The organism is Bradyrhizobium sp. CCGB12 (assembly GCF_024199845.1).
In the GTDB taxonomy this organism is placed as follows: domain Bacteria; phylum Pseudomonadota; class Alphaproteobacteria; order Rhizobiales; family Xanthobacteraceae; genus Bradyrhizobium.
Map to the genome: position 1 here is coordinate 3,333,902 of NZ_JANADO010000001.1, position 15,583 is coordinate 3,349,484.

14 protein-coding genes are annotated in these 15,583 nt (G+C 65.2%); 4 read left to right on the forward strand and 10 right to left on the reverse strand.

The features are described from left to right. Positions 1-2: 2 nt before the first annotated feature. Both NLM27_RS16100 and NLM27_RS16105 read left to right on the forward strand, forming a co-directional pair. Complete coding sequence (locus NLM27_RS16100; protein WP_254144235.1) at positions 3-1,817, forward strand: ABC-F family ATP-binding cassette domain-containing protein; 1,815 nt, start codon at positions 3-5, stop codon at positions 1,815-1,817. Positions 1,818-1,820: 3 nt separating this feature from the next. After that, the gene (locus tag NLM27_RS16105) at positions 1,821-2,900 is read left to right on the forward strand and encodes a D-TA family PLP-dependent enzyme (protein ID WP_254144236.1); all 1,080 of its coding nucleotides are present in this window, start codon (positions 1,821-1,823) and stop codon (positions 2,898-2,900) included. Positions 2,901-2,998: 98 nt separating this feature from the next. Here NLM27_RS16105 and NLM27_RS16110 read toward each other — a convergent pair whose 3' ends face one another. The 8 genes from NLM27_RS16110 to NLM27_RS16145 all read right to left on the reverse strand — a co-directional run bounded on the left by NLM27_RS16110 (position 2,999) and on the right by NLM27_RS16145 (position 12,195). Beyond that, entirely contained in the window at positions 2,999-4,213 is a 1,215-nt protein-coding gene (locus NLM27_RS16110; protein ID WP_375142317.1) for an NAD(P)/FAD-dependent oxidoreductase, read from the reverse strand. Continuing rightward, the gene (locus tag NLM27_RS16115; RefSeq protein ID WP_254144238.1) at positions 4,210-5,127 is read right to left on the reverse strand and encodes an SDR family NAD(P)-dependent oxidoreductase; all 918 of its coding nucleotides are present in this window, start codon (positions 5,125-5,127) and stop codon (positions 4,210-4,212) included. The genes NLM27_RS16110 and NLM27_RS16115 overlap by 4 nt, the downstream gene beginning before the upstream one ends. A 230-nt stretch (positions 5,128-5,357) precedes the next feature. Continuing rightward, positions 5,358-5,837 (reverse strand): MaoC family dehydratase, encoded by a 480-nt coding sequence (locus NLM27_RS16120; RefSeq protein ID WP_254144239.1) that lies wholly within the window; start codon positions 5,835-5,837, stop codon positions 5,358-5,360. Continuing rightward, positions 5,838-7,553: an AMP-binding protein gene (locus tag NLM27_RS16125; protein WP_254144240.1), complete on the reverse strand. Its 1,716-nt coding sequence runs from the start codon at positions 7,551-7,553 to the stop codon at positions 5,838-5,840. After that, entirely contained in the window at positions 7,553-8,464 is a 912-nt protein-coding gene (gene mmsB / locus NLM27_RS16130) for a 3-hydroxyisobutyrate dehydrogenase (RefSeq protein ID WP_375142318.1), read from the reverse strand. Before mmsB ends, NLM27_RS16125 begins: the two co-directional genes overlap by 1 nt. Before the next feature lie 3 nt (positions 8,465-8,467). Continuing rightward, positions 8,468-9,535, reverse strand: coding sequence for an enoyl-CoA hydratase/isomerase family protein (locus NLM27_RS16135; RefSeq protein WP_254144242.1), 1,068 nt, complete (start codon positions 9,533-9,535; stop codon positions 8,468-8,470). Continuing rightward, complete coding sequence (locus tag NLM27_RS16140; protein ID WP_254144243.1) at positions 9,532-10,677, reverse strand: isobutyryl-CoA dehydrogenase; 1,146 nt, start codon at positions 10,675-10,677, stop codon at positions 9,532-9,534. Before NLM27_RS16140 ends, NLM27_RS16135 begins: the two co-directional genes overlap by 4 nt. Before the next feature lie 21 nt (positions 10,678-10,698). Continuing rightward, positions 10,699-12,195: a CoA-acylating methylmalonate-semialdehyde dehydrogenase gene (locus tag NLM27_RS16145; RefSeq protein WP_254144244.1), complete on the reverse strand. Its 1,497-nt coding sequence runs from the start codon at positions 12,193-12,195 to the stop codon at positions 10,699-10,701. A 102-nt stretch (positions 12,196-12,297) separates the two neighbouring features. Here NLM27_RS16145 and NLM27_RS16150 point away from each other — a divergent pair, with 102 nt between their 5' ends. Beyond that, entirely contained in the window at positions 12,298-13,221 is a 924-nt protein-coding gene (locus tag NLM27_RS16150; RefSeq protein ID WP_254144245.1) for a LysR family transcriptional regulator, read from the forward strand. Between the two features lie 98 nt (positions 13,222-13,319). Here NLM27_RS16150 and NLM27_RS16155 read toward each other — a convergent pair whose 3' ends face one another. Beyond that, complete coding sequence (locus tag NLM27_RS16155) at positions 13,320-13,937, reverse strand: TetR/AcrR family transcriptional regulator (RefSeq protein WP_254144246.1); 618 nt, start codon at positions 13,935-13,937, stop codon at positions 13,320-13,322. Between the two features lie 70 nt (positions 13,938-14,007). Next, complete coding sequence (locus tag NLM27_RS16160) at positions 14,008-14,535, reverse strand: PaaI family thioesterase (protein ID WP_254144247.1); 528 nt, start codon at positions 14,533-14,535, stop codon at positions 14,008-14,010. A gap of 154 nt (positions 14,536-14,689) precedes the next feature. On the opposite strand from NLM27_RS16160, the gene NLM27_RS16165 reads away from it, so the two are divergent. Beyond that, positions 14,690-15,460 (forward strand): enoyl-CoA hydratase, encoded by a 771-nt coding sequence (locus NLM27_RS16165; RefSeq protein WP_254144248.1) that lies wholly within the window; start codon positions 14,690-14,692, stop codon positions 15,458-15,460. The last annotated feature ends 123 nt before the right edge of the window (positions 15,461-15,583 follow it).

Sequence of the window (15,583 nt, forward strand, 5' to 3'; positions counted from 1 at the left end):
TCATGGCGCCGCCGCTGATCCAATTGAAAGACATCAGGCTGACCTTTGGCGGTACGCCGCTGCTATCAGGCGTCGAGCTCAACGTCGCGCCATCCGAGCGCGTCTGCCTGATCGGCCGCAACGGCTCCGGCAAATCGACGCTGCTGAAGATCGCCGCCGGCCTCGTCGAGCCCGACGGCGGCACGCGCTTCGTGCAGCCCGGCGCGACCGTGCGCTATCTGCCGCAGGAGCCGGATTTCGGCGACCACAAGACCACGCTCGCCTATGTCGAGGCGGGGCTAGCGCCGGGCGACGATCAGCACCAGGCGCGTTATCTGCTGGAACAGCTCGGTCTCACGGGCGACGAGAACCCGCACAATCTCTCCGGCGGCGAGGCCCGCCGCACGGCGCTGGCCTATGTGCTGGCGCCCTCGCCCGACATATTGCTGCTGGACGAGCCGACCAACCATCTCGATCTCGCTACCATCGAATGGCTGGAACAGGAGCTCGACAGCCGCCGCAGCGCGCTGGTGATCATCAGCCACGACCGCCGCTTCCTCACCAATCTCTCGCGTTCGACCGCCTGGCTCGACCGCGGCAAGATCAAGCAGATCGACCGTGGCTTTGCCTCCTTCGAGAGTTGGCGCGACGAGGTGCTGGCAGAGGAAGAGCGCGACCAGCACAAGCTCGATCGCAAGATCGTCGACGAGGAGCACTGGCTGCGCCACGGCGTGTCCGGCCGCCGCAAGCGCAACGTCAAACGCCTCGCCAATCTGCATACGCTGCGCGACCAGCGCCGCAACTATCGCGGCACGGCCGGCAGCGCCAGTCTTGCGGCGGCGGAAGCAGAACAGTCCGGCAAGCTTGTCATCGAAGCGAAGGGCATCACGAAGGCCTATGGCGAGCGCCAGATCGTCGAGAATTTTTCCACCCGCATCCAGCGCGGCGACCGGCTCGGCATCATCGGACCGAACGGCGCCGGCAAGACCACGCTGGTGAACCTGCTGACCGGCGGGATGGAGCCGGATTCCGGCACGGTACGGCTTGGGGCCAATCTGGAGATGGCGACCCTCGATCAGCACCGCGAGAGCCTCGATCCCAAAGCGACACTCGCGGAAGCGCTCACCGGCGGCCGCGGCGACCACATCATGGTCGGTGGCAAGCCGAAGCACGTCGTCGGCTACATGAAAGACTTTCTATTCGCGCAGGAGCAGCGTGGCACCCCGCTGGAGGTGCTCTCCGGCGGCGAGCGCGGCCGGCTGATGCTGGCGCGCGCGCTGGCAAAGCCCTCGAACCTGCTGGTGCTGGACGAGCCGACCAACGACCTCGATCTCGAAACCCTCGACGTGCTCGAGGAGATGCTCGGCGACTACGACGGCACGGTCATCCTGATCAGCCACGACCGCGACTTCCTCGACCGCGTCGTCACCTCCGTGATCGCGCCTGAGGGCAACGGCAAGTGGATCGAATATGCCGGCGGCTACAGCGACATGCTGGCGCAGCGCGGCGCCGATTTGAAGCGCGAGACGGCGAAGGCGCAAGCCCCCGCAGAGAAGAAAGAGGAACGCTCCGCTGCTGCTCCCGCGTCCGCGCCAAAGCGGCGTCTGAGTTTCAACGAGAAGCACGCGCTGGAAACGCTGCCGAAAAAGATGGAAACGTTGCACGCCGATATCGCCAAGCTGCAGCGCGTGCTTGACGATCCCAACCTCTATGCCAAGGATCGCAAGAAATTCGATGACACGTCGGCCGCGATTGCCAAGGCACACGACGAACTTTCGGCCGCTGAAGAGCGCTGGCTCGAACTGGAAATGCTCCGCGAAGAAATTGAACAGGCATAACCTATGACAACTCCCCTCGCCGCAAAAATCGCCCGTGAATATGGCACGCCCTGCGCCGTCATCGACATGGACAGGGTCGAGCGCAACATCGCGCGGATCCAGAAGGCCTGCGATGACGCCGGCGTCGCCAGCCGGCCGCACATCAAGACCCACAAGAACCCGACCATCGCCAAGATGCAGGTCGCGGCTGGCGCCAAGGGCATCACCTGCCAGAAGCTGGGCGAAGCCGAGATCATGGCCAATGCCGGCATCGATGACATTCTGATCAGCTACAATCTGCTCGGCGAAGAGAAGATGGCCCGCCTCGGCGCGCTCCAGGCGAAAGTGAACATGACGGTCGCCGCTGACAATTCGACCGTCGTCGCGGGGCTGCCCAAGGCAGCGGCGGCATCAGGCCGCCCGCTCTCGGTGGTGGTCGAATGCGACACCGGCCGCAAGCGCGCCGGTGTCGAGACGCCGGCCGAGGCGATCGCTCTGGCCCGTGAGATCGCCGCATCGAAGGGGCTCGAATTCGCCGGCTTCATGATGTACCCGACCGAAACAGGCTGGGCCGATGCGCAGAAGTTTTATGACGAAGCGCTGGCCGGCGTGCGCGCCCACGGCCTGGACGCAAAGATCGTCTCCACCGGCGGCACGCCGAACCTGAAGAATCTCGGCAAGCTCAAGGGCGGCACCGAGCACCGCTTCGGCACCTACATCTACAACGACCGCATGCAGGTCGCCGCCGGCGTTGCCAGCTGGGACGACTGCGCGCTGCACATCTATTCGACGGTGGTGAGCCGCGCTGCGCCCGAACGCGGGATCTTGGACGCCGGCTCCAAGACGCTGACGACGGACACCGGCGGCCTCGACGGCCACGGCCTGATCCTCGAGCATCCCGAAGCCAAGATCGCGCGCTTCGCGGAGGAGCACGGCTTCCTCGACCTCTCCCGCAGCAACACGCGCCCGAACGTGGGCGATGTCGTCCGCATCGTGCCGAACCATGTTTGCGTCGTCGTCAACATGATGGACGAGGTGGTGATGGTCCGCGGCGACGAGATCATCGGCACGCTGCCGGTCGCGGCGCGGGGGAAGCTGCGGTAGGGCGCGTTGCTCTCTCGGCCAGCTCTTGCGACGAAGCAATCCAGACTACCTCCATGGAGGGATTCTGGATTGCTTCGCTGCGCGCGCAATGACGGTGGTTAGCGGTTGAGCCACGCCCATACACCCCTACCCGCGGCCGCACCGGTCGCAAACGACGCCTGCAGCAAATAGCCGCCGGTCGGCGCCTCCCAGTCCAGCATCTCGCCGGCGGCGAAGACGCCGGGCAGCTTGCGCAGCATGAAGTGCTCGTCGAGCTCATCGAAGGCAATCCCACCCGCGGTCGAGATGGCGCGCTCGATCGGGGCAACGCCGGTCAGCTGAACCGGAATCCCGTTCACCAGATCCGCCAGCTCCGCCGGCGAGAGCGCTGCCAGCGGCCGGCCGGAGGCGATGGCCGCCTCCTGCATCAGGCCGATGCCGACCGGCGACAGCTGCGCTGCCTTGCGCAGGAAGTTCGCCAGCGATTGCTTGCCGCGCGTGCCTGACAGGCGCGTGGTCAGCGCACTTGCCTCAATGTCTGGCCGCAATGCAATGATCAGCGTCGCCTGCCCGAGACCCAGCACCGCTTCACGTAGCTCGGCCGACAGCGTGTAGATCGCACCGCCCTCGATACCACTGTGGGTGATCATGGCCTCGCCGCGAACCGTGTGTGCGCCGATCGTCAGCGCCACGCCCTTGAGCGGCTGGCCCTCGAAGCGTTCGCGGAAGACGTCGGACCAAGCGACCGTGAAGCCGGAATTGGCCGGCCGGAGCCTTGAGATCGCAACGCCCTTCGCCGCGAGACAATCGACCCAGGTGCCATCCGATCCCAGCCGCGGCCAGCTTGCCCCGCCGAGCGCCAGCACCGTGGCGTCGGCTGCGATGACCGTCGGACCGTCAGGCGTTCGAAATTGTAGCTTCCCCTCGTCCCAGCCAGTCCAGCGATGGCGAAAGGCAAACCGTACGCCGGCCGCATCGAGCTGTCGCAGCCAGGCGCGAAGCAAGGGAGATGCCTTGAACGCTTTCGGAAACACCCGCCCGCTGGTGCCGACAAAGGTCGCCTCACCCAGCGCCGCGCTCCAGTCGCGCAGCGCATCAGGCGGAAACGCCTCGACCGCCGTGCGCAGATGCGGCATCGCCTCGCGGTATTTGGCGAGGAAATCCGGCAGCGGCTCGCTGTGGGTGAGATTGAGCCCGCCGCGGCCGGCCATCAGAAACTTGCGGCCCGCCGATGGCATCGCATCATAGACGGTGACGCAGGCGCCGCCTGACGTGAGCACTTCCGCCGCCATCAGGCCAGCGGGACCGGCACCGATGACGGCGATGTCGGTCAGAGCTTGATCCCCGCCCGCGCTGCGGCCTGGGCCACATATTTCTGCGTCTGCTCGAACGCGCCTTGAAGCGCCTTCGCCTTCGACATGTCGCTGATCTCGGCGAAATGCGCGGCGATTGCGTCCGGCGTCCATTCGGATTCCGGCAGGTTGATGCCCTCGCTCTCCACAATCTTGATCACGGCGAAGGAGCCGGCGCCGGCGCCCATGATGGTGCGGGTCGGCGCGTCCTCGCTCAGCATGTACTCGACCGCGGGTGTGATCGCGTTGGGCTTCATCAGTTGCAGCGCCTGCGGCGGCAGCAGCTCTTCGGTCATGCGGGTCGCCGCCGTCGGCGAAATGATGTTGACGCGGATGTCGTTCTTGCGGCCTTCCTCGGCCAGCACGTTCATCAGGCCGACCATGCCGGTTTTTGCCGCGCCGTAATTGGCCTGGCCGAAATTGCCGTAGAGGCCGGAAGACGAGGTGGTCAGCACGATGCGGCCGTAATTGCGGTCGCGCATGCCGGCCCAGGCCGCCTTGCAGCAATAGAAGGTGCCGACGAGATGCACGTCGAGCACCTTCTGGAAATCGGCGGCTTCCATCTTGCCGAACGATTTGTCGCGCAGAATGCCGGCATTGGCGCACATCAGGTCGACGCTGCCCCATTCCTTGGTGGCGCGCTCGACCATGGCGGTGACCTGCTCGAAATTCGAGACGTCGGCGCCGTCGGCCATCGCGGTGCCGCCCGCCTTGCGGATCTCCTCGACCACCGCTTCAGCTGGCGAGAGCGAGCCGCCGGTGCCATCGCGCGCTCCGCCGAAATCATTGACGACGACTTTTGCGCCGCGGCTGGCGAGCCCGAGTGCATGCGCGCGCCCCAGACCATTGCCTGCGCCGGTGACGATGGCGACGCGTCCGTCGAACCTGATTGCCATGAGTGCTTCCTTTCTTCCTTCTCCCCTTGTGGGAGAAAGTGGCGCGAAGCGCCGGATGAGGGGGTGTCTCGGCAGATGAGCGTGTGGAGAGAGACCCCTCACCCGGCTTCATCTCGCTTCGCTCGATTTCGCCACCCTCTCCCACAAGGGGAGAGGGTGCACCGAGCAAGATTTGTCGGCTTTTGAGCAGCGATGGGTTGCCGGGTCAAGCCCGGCAACGACGGGCGGTATTAGGCGAAATAGATCAATCCCAGCCACTCCGCGACCAGCGCGGGCTTGTCCTCGCCTTCGATCTCGACGGTGACATTGGTGCGGGACTGCAACTCGTTCGGCTTGCGCAGCTTGGCTTCCGCTAGCACGAAGCGGCCGCGGACGCGCTTGCCCGAACGCACCGGCGAGATGAAGCGCAGCTTGTCGAACCCGTAGTTCACGCCCATCGTGGTGCCGGCGATGACCGGCATCACCTCGTAGGACATGATCGACATCAGCGACATCGTCAGGAAGCCGTGCGCGATGGTAGCGCCGAACGCAGTCTCCTTCTTGGCCCGTTCAGGGTCGACGTGGATGAACTGGTGATCCTCGATCACGTCGGCATAGCTGTCGATGCGGGGCTGGTCGATCAGGTGCCACGACGACACGCCGATCTCCTTGCCGACCATGGCCTGATAGGCCTCCAGGGAAATCGGCGGCTTCTTCCAGACTTCGTTCACTTAGGTCTCACTCCGTGTCTTCGGCAGTTCCGGAAAATCCTCCTCACGGAATTCCCGGCCGCGCAGCGGATCATTGCGATCATTGTCGCGTTCCAGCCTGCGTAGCTGCACGCGACGAATTTTTCCAGAGATCGTCTTCGGCAACTCAGTGACGATTTCGAGGCGGCGGATGCGCTTGAACGGCGCAAGACGCGTGTGCAGGTGCTGGAAGATTGACAGCGCGGTCGCCGGGGAGCGCTCCGCACCTGACGTCAGCAGCACGAACGCCTTGGGAATGGCGAGCCGGATCGGATCCGGGCTTGGCACGACAGCAGCTTCCGCCACCAGCTCATGCTCGAGCAGCACGCTCTCCAGCTCGAACGGGCTGATGCGATAATCGGAGGATTTGAAAACGTCGTCGGAGCGGCCGACGAAGGTGAGATAGCCGTCCTCGTCCTCGAACACGACGTCGCCACTGCGATAGAGTTCGCCTTCGGCGCCCGAGAGTTTGCCGTCGTCGCCTTGATAGCCCTGCATCAGGCCAGCGGGGCGGTCAGCGCCCAGCACCAGCGCCACCTCGCCTTCCCTGGCCGGATGGCCGTCGGCGTCGCTGACCTGCACGCGATAGCCCGGCAGCGGCCGGCCCATCGAGCCGACCTTGATCTTTTGGCCCGGCGAGTTGCCGGCAAGCGCCGTCGTCTCGGTCTGGCCGTAGCCATCGCGGATGGTTAGGCCCCAGGCGGCCTGCACCTGGTCGATCACTTCGGGATTGAGCGGCTCGCCGGCGCCGCAGACTTCGCGAAGCGCCACCTTGAACGAGGCAAGGTTCTCCTGGATGAACAGCCGCCACACTGTCGGCGGCGCACACAGCGTGGTGACGCCGCAGCGGCCGATGGTGGCGAGCAGGCCTTTTGCGTCGAAGCGCGGCTGGTTGACGACGAATACGGTCGCGCCCGCATTCCACGGCGCGAAGAAACAGCTCCAGGCGTGCTTGGCCCAGCCGGGCGAGGAGATGTTGAGATGGATGTCGCCGGGCTTCAACCCGATCCAGTACATGGTCGAGAGATGTCCGACCGGATAGCTGCGCTGGCTGTGCCGCACCAGTTTTGGTTTTGCGGTCGTGCCCGAGGTGAAATAGAGCAGCATCGGGTCGTCGGCGTTGGTCGGTCCGTCGGGCGCAAAACTCTCGGGCGCTTTCGCCGCCTCGTCATAGGCAAGCCAGCCGCCCGAGGCCGCACCGACCACGATGCGAACGATATTCTCGGCGCCAAGGCTCGCGAACTTCGCGACCTGATCCTCCGCAGCCATCACTGCCTTCGCCTTGCCGCGATCGAGCCGGTCGCGAAGTTCTTCTGCGGTCAGCAACGTGGTCGCAGGAATCACGACGACGCCGAGCTTCATTGCCGCCAGCATCGTCTCCCAGAGCGGAACCACGTTGCCGAGCAGCAGCAAGAGGTGGTCGCCGCGCTTCAAGCCCTGCGCACGAAGGAAGTTGGCGACCTGGTTCGAGCGCTTCGAGAGGGTCGCGAAGGAGAGTTTTGTCTGCTTGTCCTGCGCGGCATCGACAATCCAGAGCGCGGGCCGGTCCTTGCTGTCCGCATCCTTCGCGAGCGCGTCGAACCAGTCGAGCGCCCAGTTGAAGGGAACCGGATCGGGCCAGCGGAAACCTTTGACCGCTGCCTCGTAATCCGTGCGGTGTTGCAGAAGGAACGCGCGCGCTTCCTGAAATGTCGTCATTAGGCTTTCCCGGCTAGACTCCTAACGTGCTTGATAATTCCGGAAAAATCCACCCCGCCCTGCCCGGCTGCGTCGAAAGACTGATAGATCTCCTGCGCATGCTTGCCGAGCGGCGTCGCCGCACCGGCGGCCTTCGCCGCGTCCTGCGCCAGGGTCAGATCCTTCACCATCAGCGCCGAAGCAAAGCCCGGCTTGTAGTCGTTGTTCGCCGGCGAGGTCGGCACCGGGCCCGGTACCGGGCAATAGGTCGTCAGCGACCAGCACTGGCCCGATGAGGTCGAGGCGACGTCGAACAGCGCCTGATGGGAGAGCCCGAGCTTCTCGCCAAGCGCAAAGGCTTCGCTCACCGCGATCATGGAAATGCCGAGGATCATATTGTTGCAGATCTTCGCGGCCTGCCCAGCGCCGGCGCCGCCGCAATGCACGATCTTCTTGCCCATGTTCTCGAGCACGGACTTGGCCGCGGCGAACGCCTTGTCGTCGCCGCCGCACATGAAGGTGAGCGTCGCCCCCTTGGCGCCGCCGGTACCGCCGGAGACCGGCGCATCGACCGAGAGCACGCCGTGCTTGGCGGCCAGCGCATGCGCCTGCCGCGCGCTCTCGACGTCAATGGTGGAGCTGTCGATGATCAGCGCGTCCTTGGTCATGGCAGGGACGACCTCGCTCCAGACGCCGAGCACATGCTTGCCGGCCGGCAGCATGGTGACGACGACATCGGCGCCCTTCACCGCACCCGCCGCGCTGTCGGCGATGCCGGCGCCGTCGGCCTTGGCTTGCGCGCGCGACGCCTCGACGAGGTCGAAGGCGACGACCTTGTGGCCGGCTTTGACCAGATTGGCGGCCATCGGACCGCCCATGTTGCCGAGACCGATGAATGCGATCGTGGCCATCTTCGTTTCCTCCGCTTGAATGTTCTAGTTGAATTTCAACTCGTCGGCGCCGATCTCGGCGAGATACGGCGCAAGTAGCTGCGGCGTCACATCCTCGATCCGCGGCGGCGACCAGGTCGGATTGCGGTCCTTGTCGATCACGGCCGCGCGCACGCCCTCCCGGAAATCATCGCTGCGAAAGACTTCGAGCGCGGCGCGATATTCGCGCACCAGGCACTCTTCCAGGTTTGAGGCCGTGCGTGCAAGGCGCAGCAGTTTTAACGTGACCACCATGCCGCGCGGTGACTTCTCGTTCAGAGTCTTCAGCGTGGCCAGCGCAAACTCGGAGCCGTCGCGCTTGAGTGCAGCGACGACATCCTCCATGCGGTCGAAACCGAACAGCGCATCGATCGTCGCCTGCTTCGCGGTGACCGGCCCGGCCGCCTCGCCCGTCGCAAAGCCATTGATGAGCTTGCTGACGTCGGCCGCGGTCGCGCCCTGACGAACCTTGGTCAGCGCCTCGCGCAACTCCGGCCACTTGGCCGCCGGCACCACGGCGTCCGCGAACTTCGCATGGATCGCGTCGGGCCCGTTCATGGTCTGGCCGGTCAGGCCGAAATAGGTGCCGATCTCGCCGGGCGAGCGCGAGAGCAGCCAGGTGCCGCCGACATCGGGGAAGAAGCCGAGCCCGACCTCGGGCATTGCCAGCTTGGTGCGATCCGTGACGATTCGATGGCTGGCGTGGCCCGACAGGCCGACGCCGCCGCCCATCACGAGGCCGTCCATGAACGCGACATACGGCTTCGGATATTTCGCGATCCGCGCATTCATGACGTATTCCTGGCGCCAGAACCGCGCGCCGAGGTCGCCGCCTTCGTGCGAGCTCTCCCAAAGGCCGCGAATGTCGCCGCCGGCGCAAAGGCCCCGCTCGCCCGCGCCTTCCAGCACGATCACCGCGACATCAGGATCGGCTTCGAACCGGTCGAGCGCCGCATCGATGCCGATGGACATCTCCAGCGTCATGGCGTTGAGCGCCTTCGGCCGGTTGAGCCGGATCACGCCCGCCGCGCCCTCGCGGCGAACGATGAGATCGCCCTCTTCCGCTGAACTCATCGCGCGCCCTCGATCAATTTGCGCGCCACGATGAGCCGCATGATTTCATTGGTGCCTTCGAGGATCTGGTGCACACGCAGATCGCGCACGATCTTCTCGATGCCGTATTCGCTGAGGTAGCCGTAGCCGCCGTGAAGCTGGAGCGCGTGGTTGGCGACCTCGAACCCGACGTCGGTGCCGAAGCGCTTGGCCATCGCGCAGAGCATCGTGGCGTCAGGATCCTTGCGGTCCAGCGCCGCCGCAGCGCGCCACAGGAACGTGCGCGCAGCTTCGAGCTCGATCGCCATGTCGGCTAGACGGAACTGCAGCGCCTGGAATTCGTCGAGGCGTTTTCCAAAGGCCTTGCGCTCCTTCATGTAGCTGCGCGCCTTGTCGAGCGCGGCCTGCGCGCCGCCCAGTGAACAGGCGGTGATGTTGAGGCGCCCCCCGTCGAGGCCGGCCATCGCGATCTTGAAGCCGACGCCTTCTTCGCTTAGCCGATTGGCAACCGGCACGCGGGCGTTCTCGAACACCACGGCACGGGTCGGCTGTGCGTTCCAGCCCATCTTGCGCTCATTGGCGCCGAACGACACGCCCGGCATCTTGCCGTCGATGACGAGCGTCGAGATGCCGCCGGGGCCGTCGCCGCCGGTCCTGACCATCGCCACCAGCAGGTCGGTGCCGCCGGCGCCCGAAATGAACTGCTTCTGGCCGTTGAGCACGTAATGGTCGCCCTCGCGCACCGCGCGGGTGCGCAGCGCTGCCGCGTCCGAGCCGGCGCCTGGCTCGGTCAGGCAGTAGCTCGCGATCAGCTCCATGGTGCAGAGCTTCGGCAGCCACTTCTGGCGCTGGGTGTCGCTGCCGAAGGCATCGATCATCCAGCTCGCCATGTTGTGGATGGAGATGAAGGCTGAGGTGGTCGGACAGCCCGTCGCCAGCGCCTCGAAGATCAGCGCCGCGTCGAACCGCGACATGGCGGAGCCGCCGACGTCGTCGCGGATGTAGATTCCGCCCATGCCGAGGCTTGCTGCCTCGCGCATCACGTCGACGGGGAAATGCTTTTCCTCGTCCCAGCGCAACGCGTGCGGCGCGATCTTCTCGGCCGCAAACGCCAACGCCATGTCGCGAACCGCGACTTGATCCTCATTCAGGGCGAACTGCATGTCGAGCTCGCGCTGCTTGAGTTACTTCATCGTCGGGATCGAGAACTCCGCACCTTCCTTGACGCCGGACGGCCAGCGCGAGGTCACCGTCTTGGTCTTGGTGTAGAAGCGGACCGAGTCCGGACCGTGCTGGTTGAGATCGCCAAAGCCCGACTTCTTCCAGCCGCCGAAGGTGTAATAGGCGATCGGCACCGGGATCGGCACGTTGATTCCGACCATGCCGACGTTGACCTTGGCCGCGAAGTCGCGTGCGGCGTCACCGTCGCGGGTGAAGATGGCAACGCCATTGCCGTAGTCATGGTCCGACGGCAGCGCCAGCGCTTCCTTGTAGTCGTGCGCGCGCACGACCGAGAGCACCGGGCCAAAGATCTCTTCCTTGTAGATCCGCATGTCCTTGGTGACGTTGTCGAACAGCGAACCGCCGAGATAGAAGCCCTTCTCGTAGCCCTGCATCTTGAAGCCACGACCGTCGACCGCGAGCGTCGCACCTTCCTTGATGCCGATGTCGATGTAGCTCTTGACCTTCTCGACCGCCTCGCGGGTCACCAGCGGACCGTAATCGGCCGACGGGTCGATCGACGTGCCGATCTTGAGGCTCTCGACGCGCGGGATCAGCTTCTCCATCAGACGGTCGGCGGTGGACTTGCCGACGGGGACCGCGACGGAGACGGCCATGCAGCGCTCGCCGGCCGAGCCGTAGCCGGCGCCGATCAGCGCGTCGACGGCCTGGTCCATGTCGGCATCGGGCATCACGATTGCGTGGTTCTTGGCGCCGCCGAAGCACTGGCAACGCTTGCCGGTTTGCGCGGCGCGCTCATAGATATACTGCGCGATCGGCGTGGAGCCGACGAAGCCGACGGCCTTGATATCGGGATCGTCGAGGATGGCGTCCACCGCTTCCTTGTCGCCGTTGACGACGTTGAGGATGCCGGCCGGCAGGCCCGCTTCGATCATCAGCTCGGCAAGCTTCATCGGCACGCCGGGATCGCGCTCCGACGGCTTGAGGATGAAGGCGTTGCCGCAGGCGATCGCGGGCGCGAATTTCCACATCGGAATCATCGCCGGAAAATTGAACGGCGTGATGCCGGCGACGACGCCGAGCGGCTGGCGCAGCGAATAGATGTCGATGCCGGGGCCGGCGCCCTCGGTGTATTCGCCCTTCATCAGATGCGGGATGCCGCAGGCGAATTCGGCGACTTCGAGGCCGCGCTGGATGTCGCCCTTGGCGTCGGGAACGGTCTTGCCGTGCTCGCGCGCGAGCAGCTCGGCAAGCTTGTCGTAGTCGCGCTGCACCAGCTCGACGAATTTCGTCATGACGCGGGCGCGGCGCTGCGGATTGGTCGCCGCCCATTCGGGCTGTGCCGCCCGCGCGTTCTCGACGGCGGCCCGAACCTCGGCCTTGGACGCCAGCGCAACCTTGGCCTGGACGTCACCGGTCATCGGCTCGAAAACGTCTGCCGTCCGGCCCGACGCGCCCTTCACTTCCTTGCCACCGATGAAATGTCCGACTGAACGCATGGAATGATCTCCTTGAGGTCGAGCTTGAACGCTTTGACAAATCCTATCGACCTGCATTTATTGGGATTCAAGTCTGAGATATTGCACCATAGATGTGCGAAAATGCTGGATCAAGGCGCTATCGATTGGGACGACTTCCGCTTCGTGCTGGCCATTGTGCGGGGCGGCTCGGTCTCGGCTGCGGCAAAACAACTCGGCGTGGACCATGCCACCGTGATCCGCCGCGTCGACCGGCTGGAGAAGCACCTCTCGGCAAAACTGTTTGACCGGCGCAAGACCGGCTACCTCCTCACCGAGGCCGGCCAGCGAGTCGCCGACAGCGCGGAAGCGATGGAATCGACCATCGTCGCCAACCAGGAACAGGTCGGCGGCTCGGTGGCGCGGCTGACCGGCACGGTGCGGATCGGCGCGCCCGACGGGTTCGGCACCGCCTTCCTGGCGCCACGGCTAGCGCCGTTCGCGGACCGCTACCCCGATCTCGATCTGCAACTTGTGGCCACCGCGCGGCTGTTCAGTCTCTCCAAGCGCGAGGCCGATATCGCCATCAGCCTGACCATGCCGAAGGAAGGCCGCATCGTCGGCCGCAAGCTGCTCGACTACCGGCTCGGGCTCTACGCCGCGCCGGGCTATCTCGACCGCTTCCCTGAGATCACCTCGCGCGAGGCCCTGCCGCAGCACCGCTTCGTCGGCTACATCGAGGAGCTGCTGTTCACGCCCGAGCTCGACTATCTGCCGCAGGTGTCGCCGAAGATTTCCGCACGCTTCCGCAGCGCCAATCTGATCGCACAGCTCAACGCCACGCTCTCAGGCTTCGGCATCGCGGTGCTCCCGCACTTCATGGCAAGCGACTATCCGCAGCTCGTCCCGGTGCTTCCCGAGGAGGTCTCGATCACGCGGACGTTCTGGATGCTGATGCATGCCGACAGCAAGGACCTCGCGCGGATCCGGGCGGTCGCGGATTACATCTCGGAGATCGTAGAGCGCGAGCGGGCGTTGTTTGCGGGGCGGCAAGCACCGATCCCGTAGGGTGGGCAAAGCGAAGCGTGCCCACCACATCAGCCGCAACCGTGGAGAGATGGTGGGCACGGCGCAAGTGCGCCTTTGCCCACCCTACGGCATCCCGCCTAGCTCTGCTTCGTCTTCCTCGCCGCCGCGACCTTCGGCTCGCCCCGTGCGCCAAGCGCACTGTCCCTGCCCGTCTTCAGCACCTCGTCCGACAGCTCGCTCGACCCGGCGATACGCGCCAGCAGCATGGTTCCGGCCATCGTTGCCAGTGTCGCGATCGCCTGCTTGCGTGCCGCCTTGCGCGGCACGTTCGGGATGTAGTCCGTCATCATCTCGATCATCTCGTCGAGCTTGCCGGCAAACGCCTTGCGCGTCTTCGGGCTCTCGCGGGCGATCTCGGCTCCGAGGGCGGGGATCGAGCAGCCGTGGCCGGGATTGTCGCGGTGCAGCGCTGAGAGGTAGCTCTCCGCGATCAGCGCCAATCGCTTCCCCGGTACGGCCTCGCCCGTGAGCTTGCGCCAATGGTCCATGGAGCGATCCATGGCGTAAGCGAAGGCCTCGATCACCAGCGCCTCGCGGGAATCGAAATGCGCGTAGAAGCCGCCATGGGTCAGGCCCGCCTCCTTCATGAGATCGGCAACGCCGATACCATGGGCGCCCTTTTCGCGCAGCCGCACCGAGGCCTTCTTGACGATGCGGTCGTGGGTTTCCTGCTTGTGTTCCCGGGAATAGCGCATGCGCATCTCATTAAATGTCGAAGATCATCTCATAACACAGAAATGGACCAGGCGGTGAATTAATTCGTGTTCAGACATTGCTGATCATGGAGAAGGTTGCAGTTGCATGGACCGCGAGCGCGCCTTTACCGTCGCGCACAAAACCTTCGGTGTAGCTGGTCTGGCGTCCCAGCTTGATGATCTTGCCTTCGGCCGAGATCCGCCCCGAACGGACCGACAGCGGCCGCAGGAAGGTCATCTTCAGGTCGAGCGTCACGGACGATTGCCCGGCTTCCAGCCGGGTCGAGATCGCACATCCCATCGCGGTATCGATCAGCGCCGCCGCCGTCGCCCCGTGCAGAAGGCCGATGGTATTCTCGAGATACTCGCGCGGCTCCAGTTCCATGACAATGCGGCCCGGCTCGACCACGGCCATGGTGAACCCGATCAGCTTTGCGAAGGGTGGCGGCGGTAGCCGGCCGTCGCGAATGCCCAGCATGGCGTCCATACCCGACAGGCCCATCGCAACCTTCGCAACCGGTGCCGGCGCCTGCCAGTCCACCACGCGCTCGCGTCGCTGAGCCGGCGAAAACAGGTCGAGTTGATCGTTATAGGTCATGGCTGCCTCTTTATATTATATTCATCATACTATGCCACGGATTTCGCGCTGGCAACTCCGTCCCCCAGCCGCTTGACAAGCCAGGCGTTTCGGCCCGGAAGTGACCTCGACCGGCGCGCCTTGCGCCGGTCCACGAAACCTTCGAGATGCCACGATGGAAATGCTCAACAATCACTGCGGCGTGACGCGCGACGCGCGCGGCGTCGTTCATGTCGCGATCTGCAACGCCGGCTCCCTCAACATTCTTGGCTCGCCCGTGACCGACGCGGTGCGCGAGGGTTTGCAACGGCTCGCAACCGACCGCAGCGTCCGCGTCGTGGTGCTGCGTGGCCAGAGCGAGAAGAGCATGATCGGCGGCGCCGACATCAAAGAGATGGCCAAGCTCGACCAAACATCGGCCGAAGCCTTCATCAGCCGCTTGCGCGATCTCTGCGAGGCCGTGCGCCAATTCCCCGCCCCCGTGATCGCGCGCATGCCCGGCTGGTGCCTCGGCGGCGGGCTCGAAGTCGCCGCCGCCTGCGATTTCCGCATCGCCGCCCATGACGCACATTTCGGCATGCCGGAGGTGCGCGTCGGCATCCCCTCGGTGATCCATGCCGCGCTCTTGCCGCGCCTGATCGGCTGGGCCCGCGCCCGCTGGCTGGTGATGACGGCGGAGAACATCGACGCAGCCACAGCGCTGGCCTGGGGCCTGGTCGACAGGGTCGCACCGGAGGGTGGCCTGGATGCCGAGGTCGAGCACGTCGTGAAGGCGCTGCTCGAATGCGGCCCCGAGGCGCTGCGGTCGCAGAAGGCGCTGCTGCGGCAATGGGAAGAATTGCCGCTGACGGAGTCGGTGAATTTGAGCGTGAAGGTGTTCGGGCAATCGTTCCTGACCGACGAGCCGACGCGGCTGATGGGCGCGTTTGTGAACAGGAAGCGGTAGGGCAGCGACCCCCGCGACGGAACGCCACTTATTATTCGCATATTCAGTGACGACCCCGCGCTGTCGTCCCGGCGAAGGCCGGGACGACGTGGAGGAGACTTTCGGATCACCTCAACAAATCTC

What these genes read in the sequence shown, in the direction of transcription:
- NLM27_RS16100 (WP_254144235.1), top strand. Translation starts at nt 3, where the DNA reads ATGGCGCCGCCGCTGATCCAATTGAAAGACATCAGGCTGACCTTTGGC.
- NLM27_RS16105 (WP_254144236.1), top strand. Translation starts at nt 1,821, where the DNA reads ATGACAACTCCCCTCGCCGCAAAAATCGCCCGTGAATATGGCACGCCC.
- NLM27_RS16115 (WP_254144238.1), bottom strand. Translation starts at nt 5,127, where the DNA reads ATGGCAATCAGGTTCGACGGACGCGTCGCCATCGTCACCGGCGCAGGC.
- NLM27_RS16125 (WP_254144240.1), bottom strand. Translation starts at nt 7,553, where the DNA reads ATGACGACATTTCAGGAAGCGCGCGCGTTCCTTCTGCAACACCGCACG.
- NLM27_RS16135 (WP_254144242.1), bottom strand. Translation starts at nt 9,535, where the DNA reads ATGAGTTCAGCGGAAGAGGGCGATCTCATCGTTCGCCGCGAGGGCGCG.
- NLM27_RS16140 (WP_254144243.1), bottom strand. Translation starts at nt 10,677, where the DNA reads ATGCAGTTCGCCCTGAATGAGGATCAAGTCGCGGTTCGCGACATGGCG.
- NLM27_RS16145 (WP_254144244.1), bottom strand. Translation starts at nt 12,195, where the DNA reads ATGCGTTCAGTCGGACATTTCATCGGTGGCAAGGAAGTGAAGGGCGCG.
- NLM27_RS16150 (WP_254144245.1), top strand. Translation starts at nt 12,298, where the DNA reads ATGCTGGATCAAGGCGCTATCGATTGGGACGACTTCCGCTTCGTGCTG.
- NLM27_RS16155 (WP_254144246.1), bottom strand. Translation starts at nt 13,937, where the DNA reads ATGCGCTATTCCCGGGAACACAAGCAGGAAACCCACGACCGCATCGTC.
- NLM27_RS16160 (WP_254144247.1), bottom strand. Translation starts at nt 14,535, where the DNA reads ATGACCTATAACGATCAACTCGACCTGTTTTCGCCGGCTCAGCGACGC.
- NLM27_RS16165 (WP_254144248.1), top strand. Translation starts at nt 14,690, where the DNA reads ATGGAAATGCTCAACAATCACTGCGGCGTGACGCGCGACGCGCGCGGC.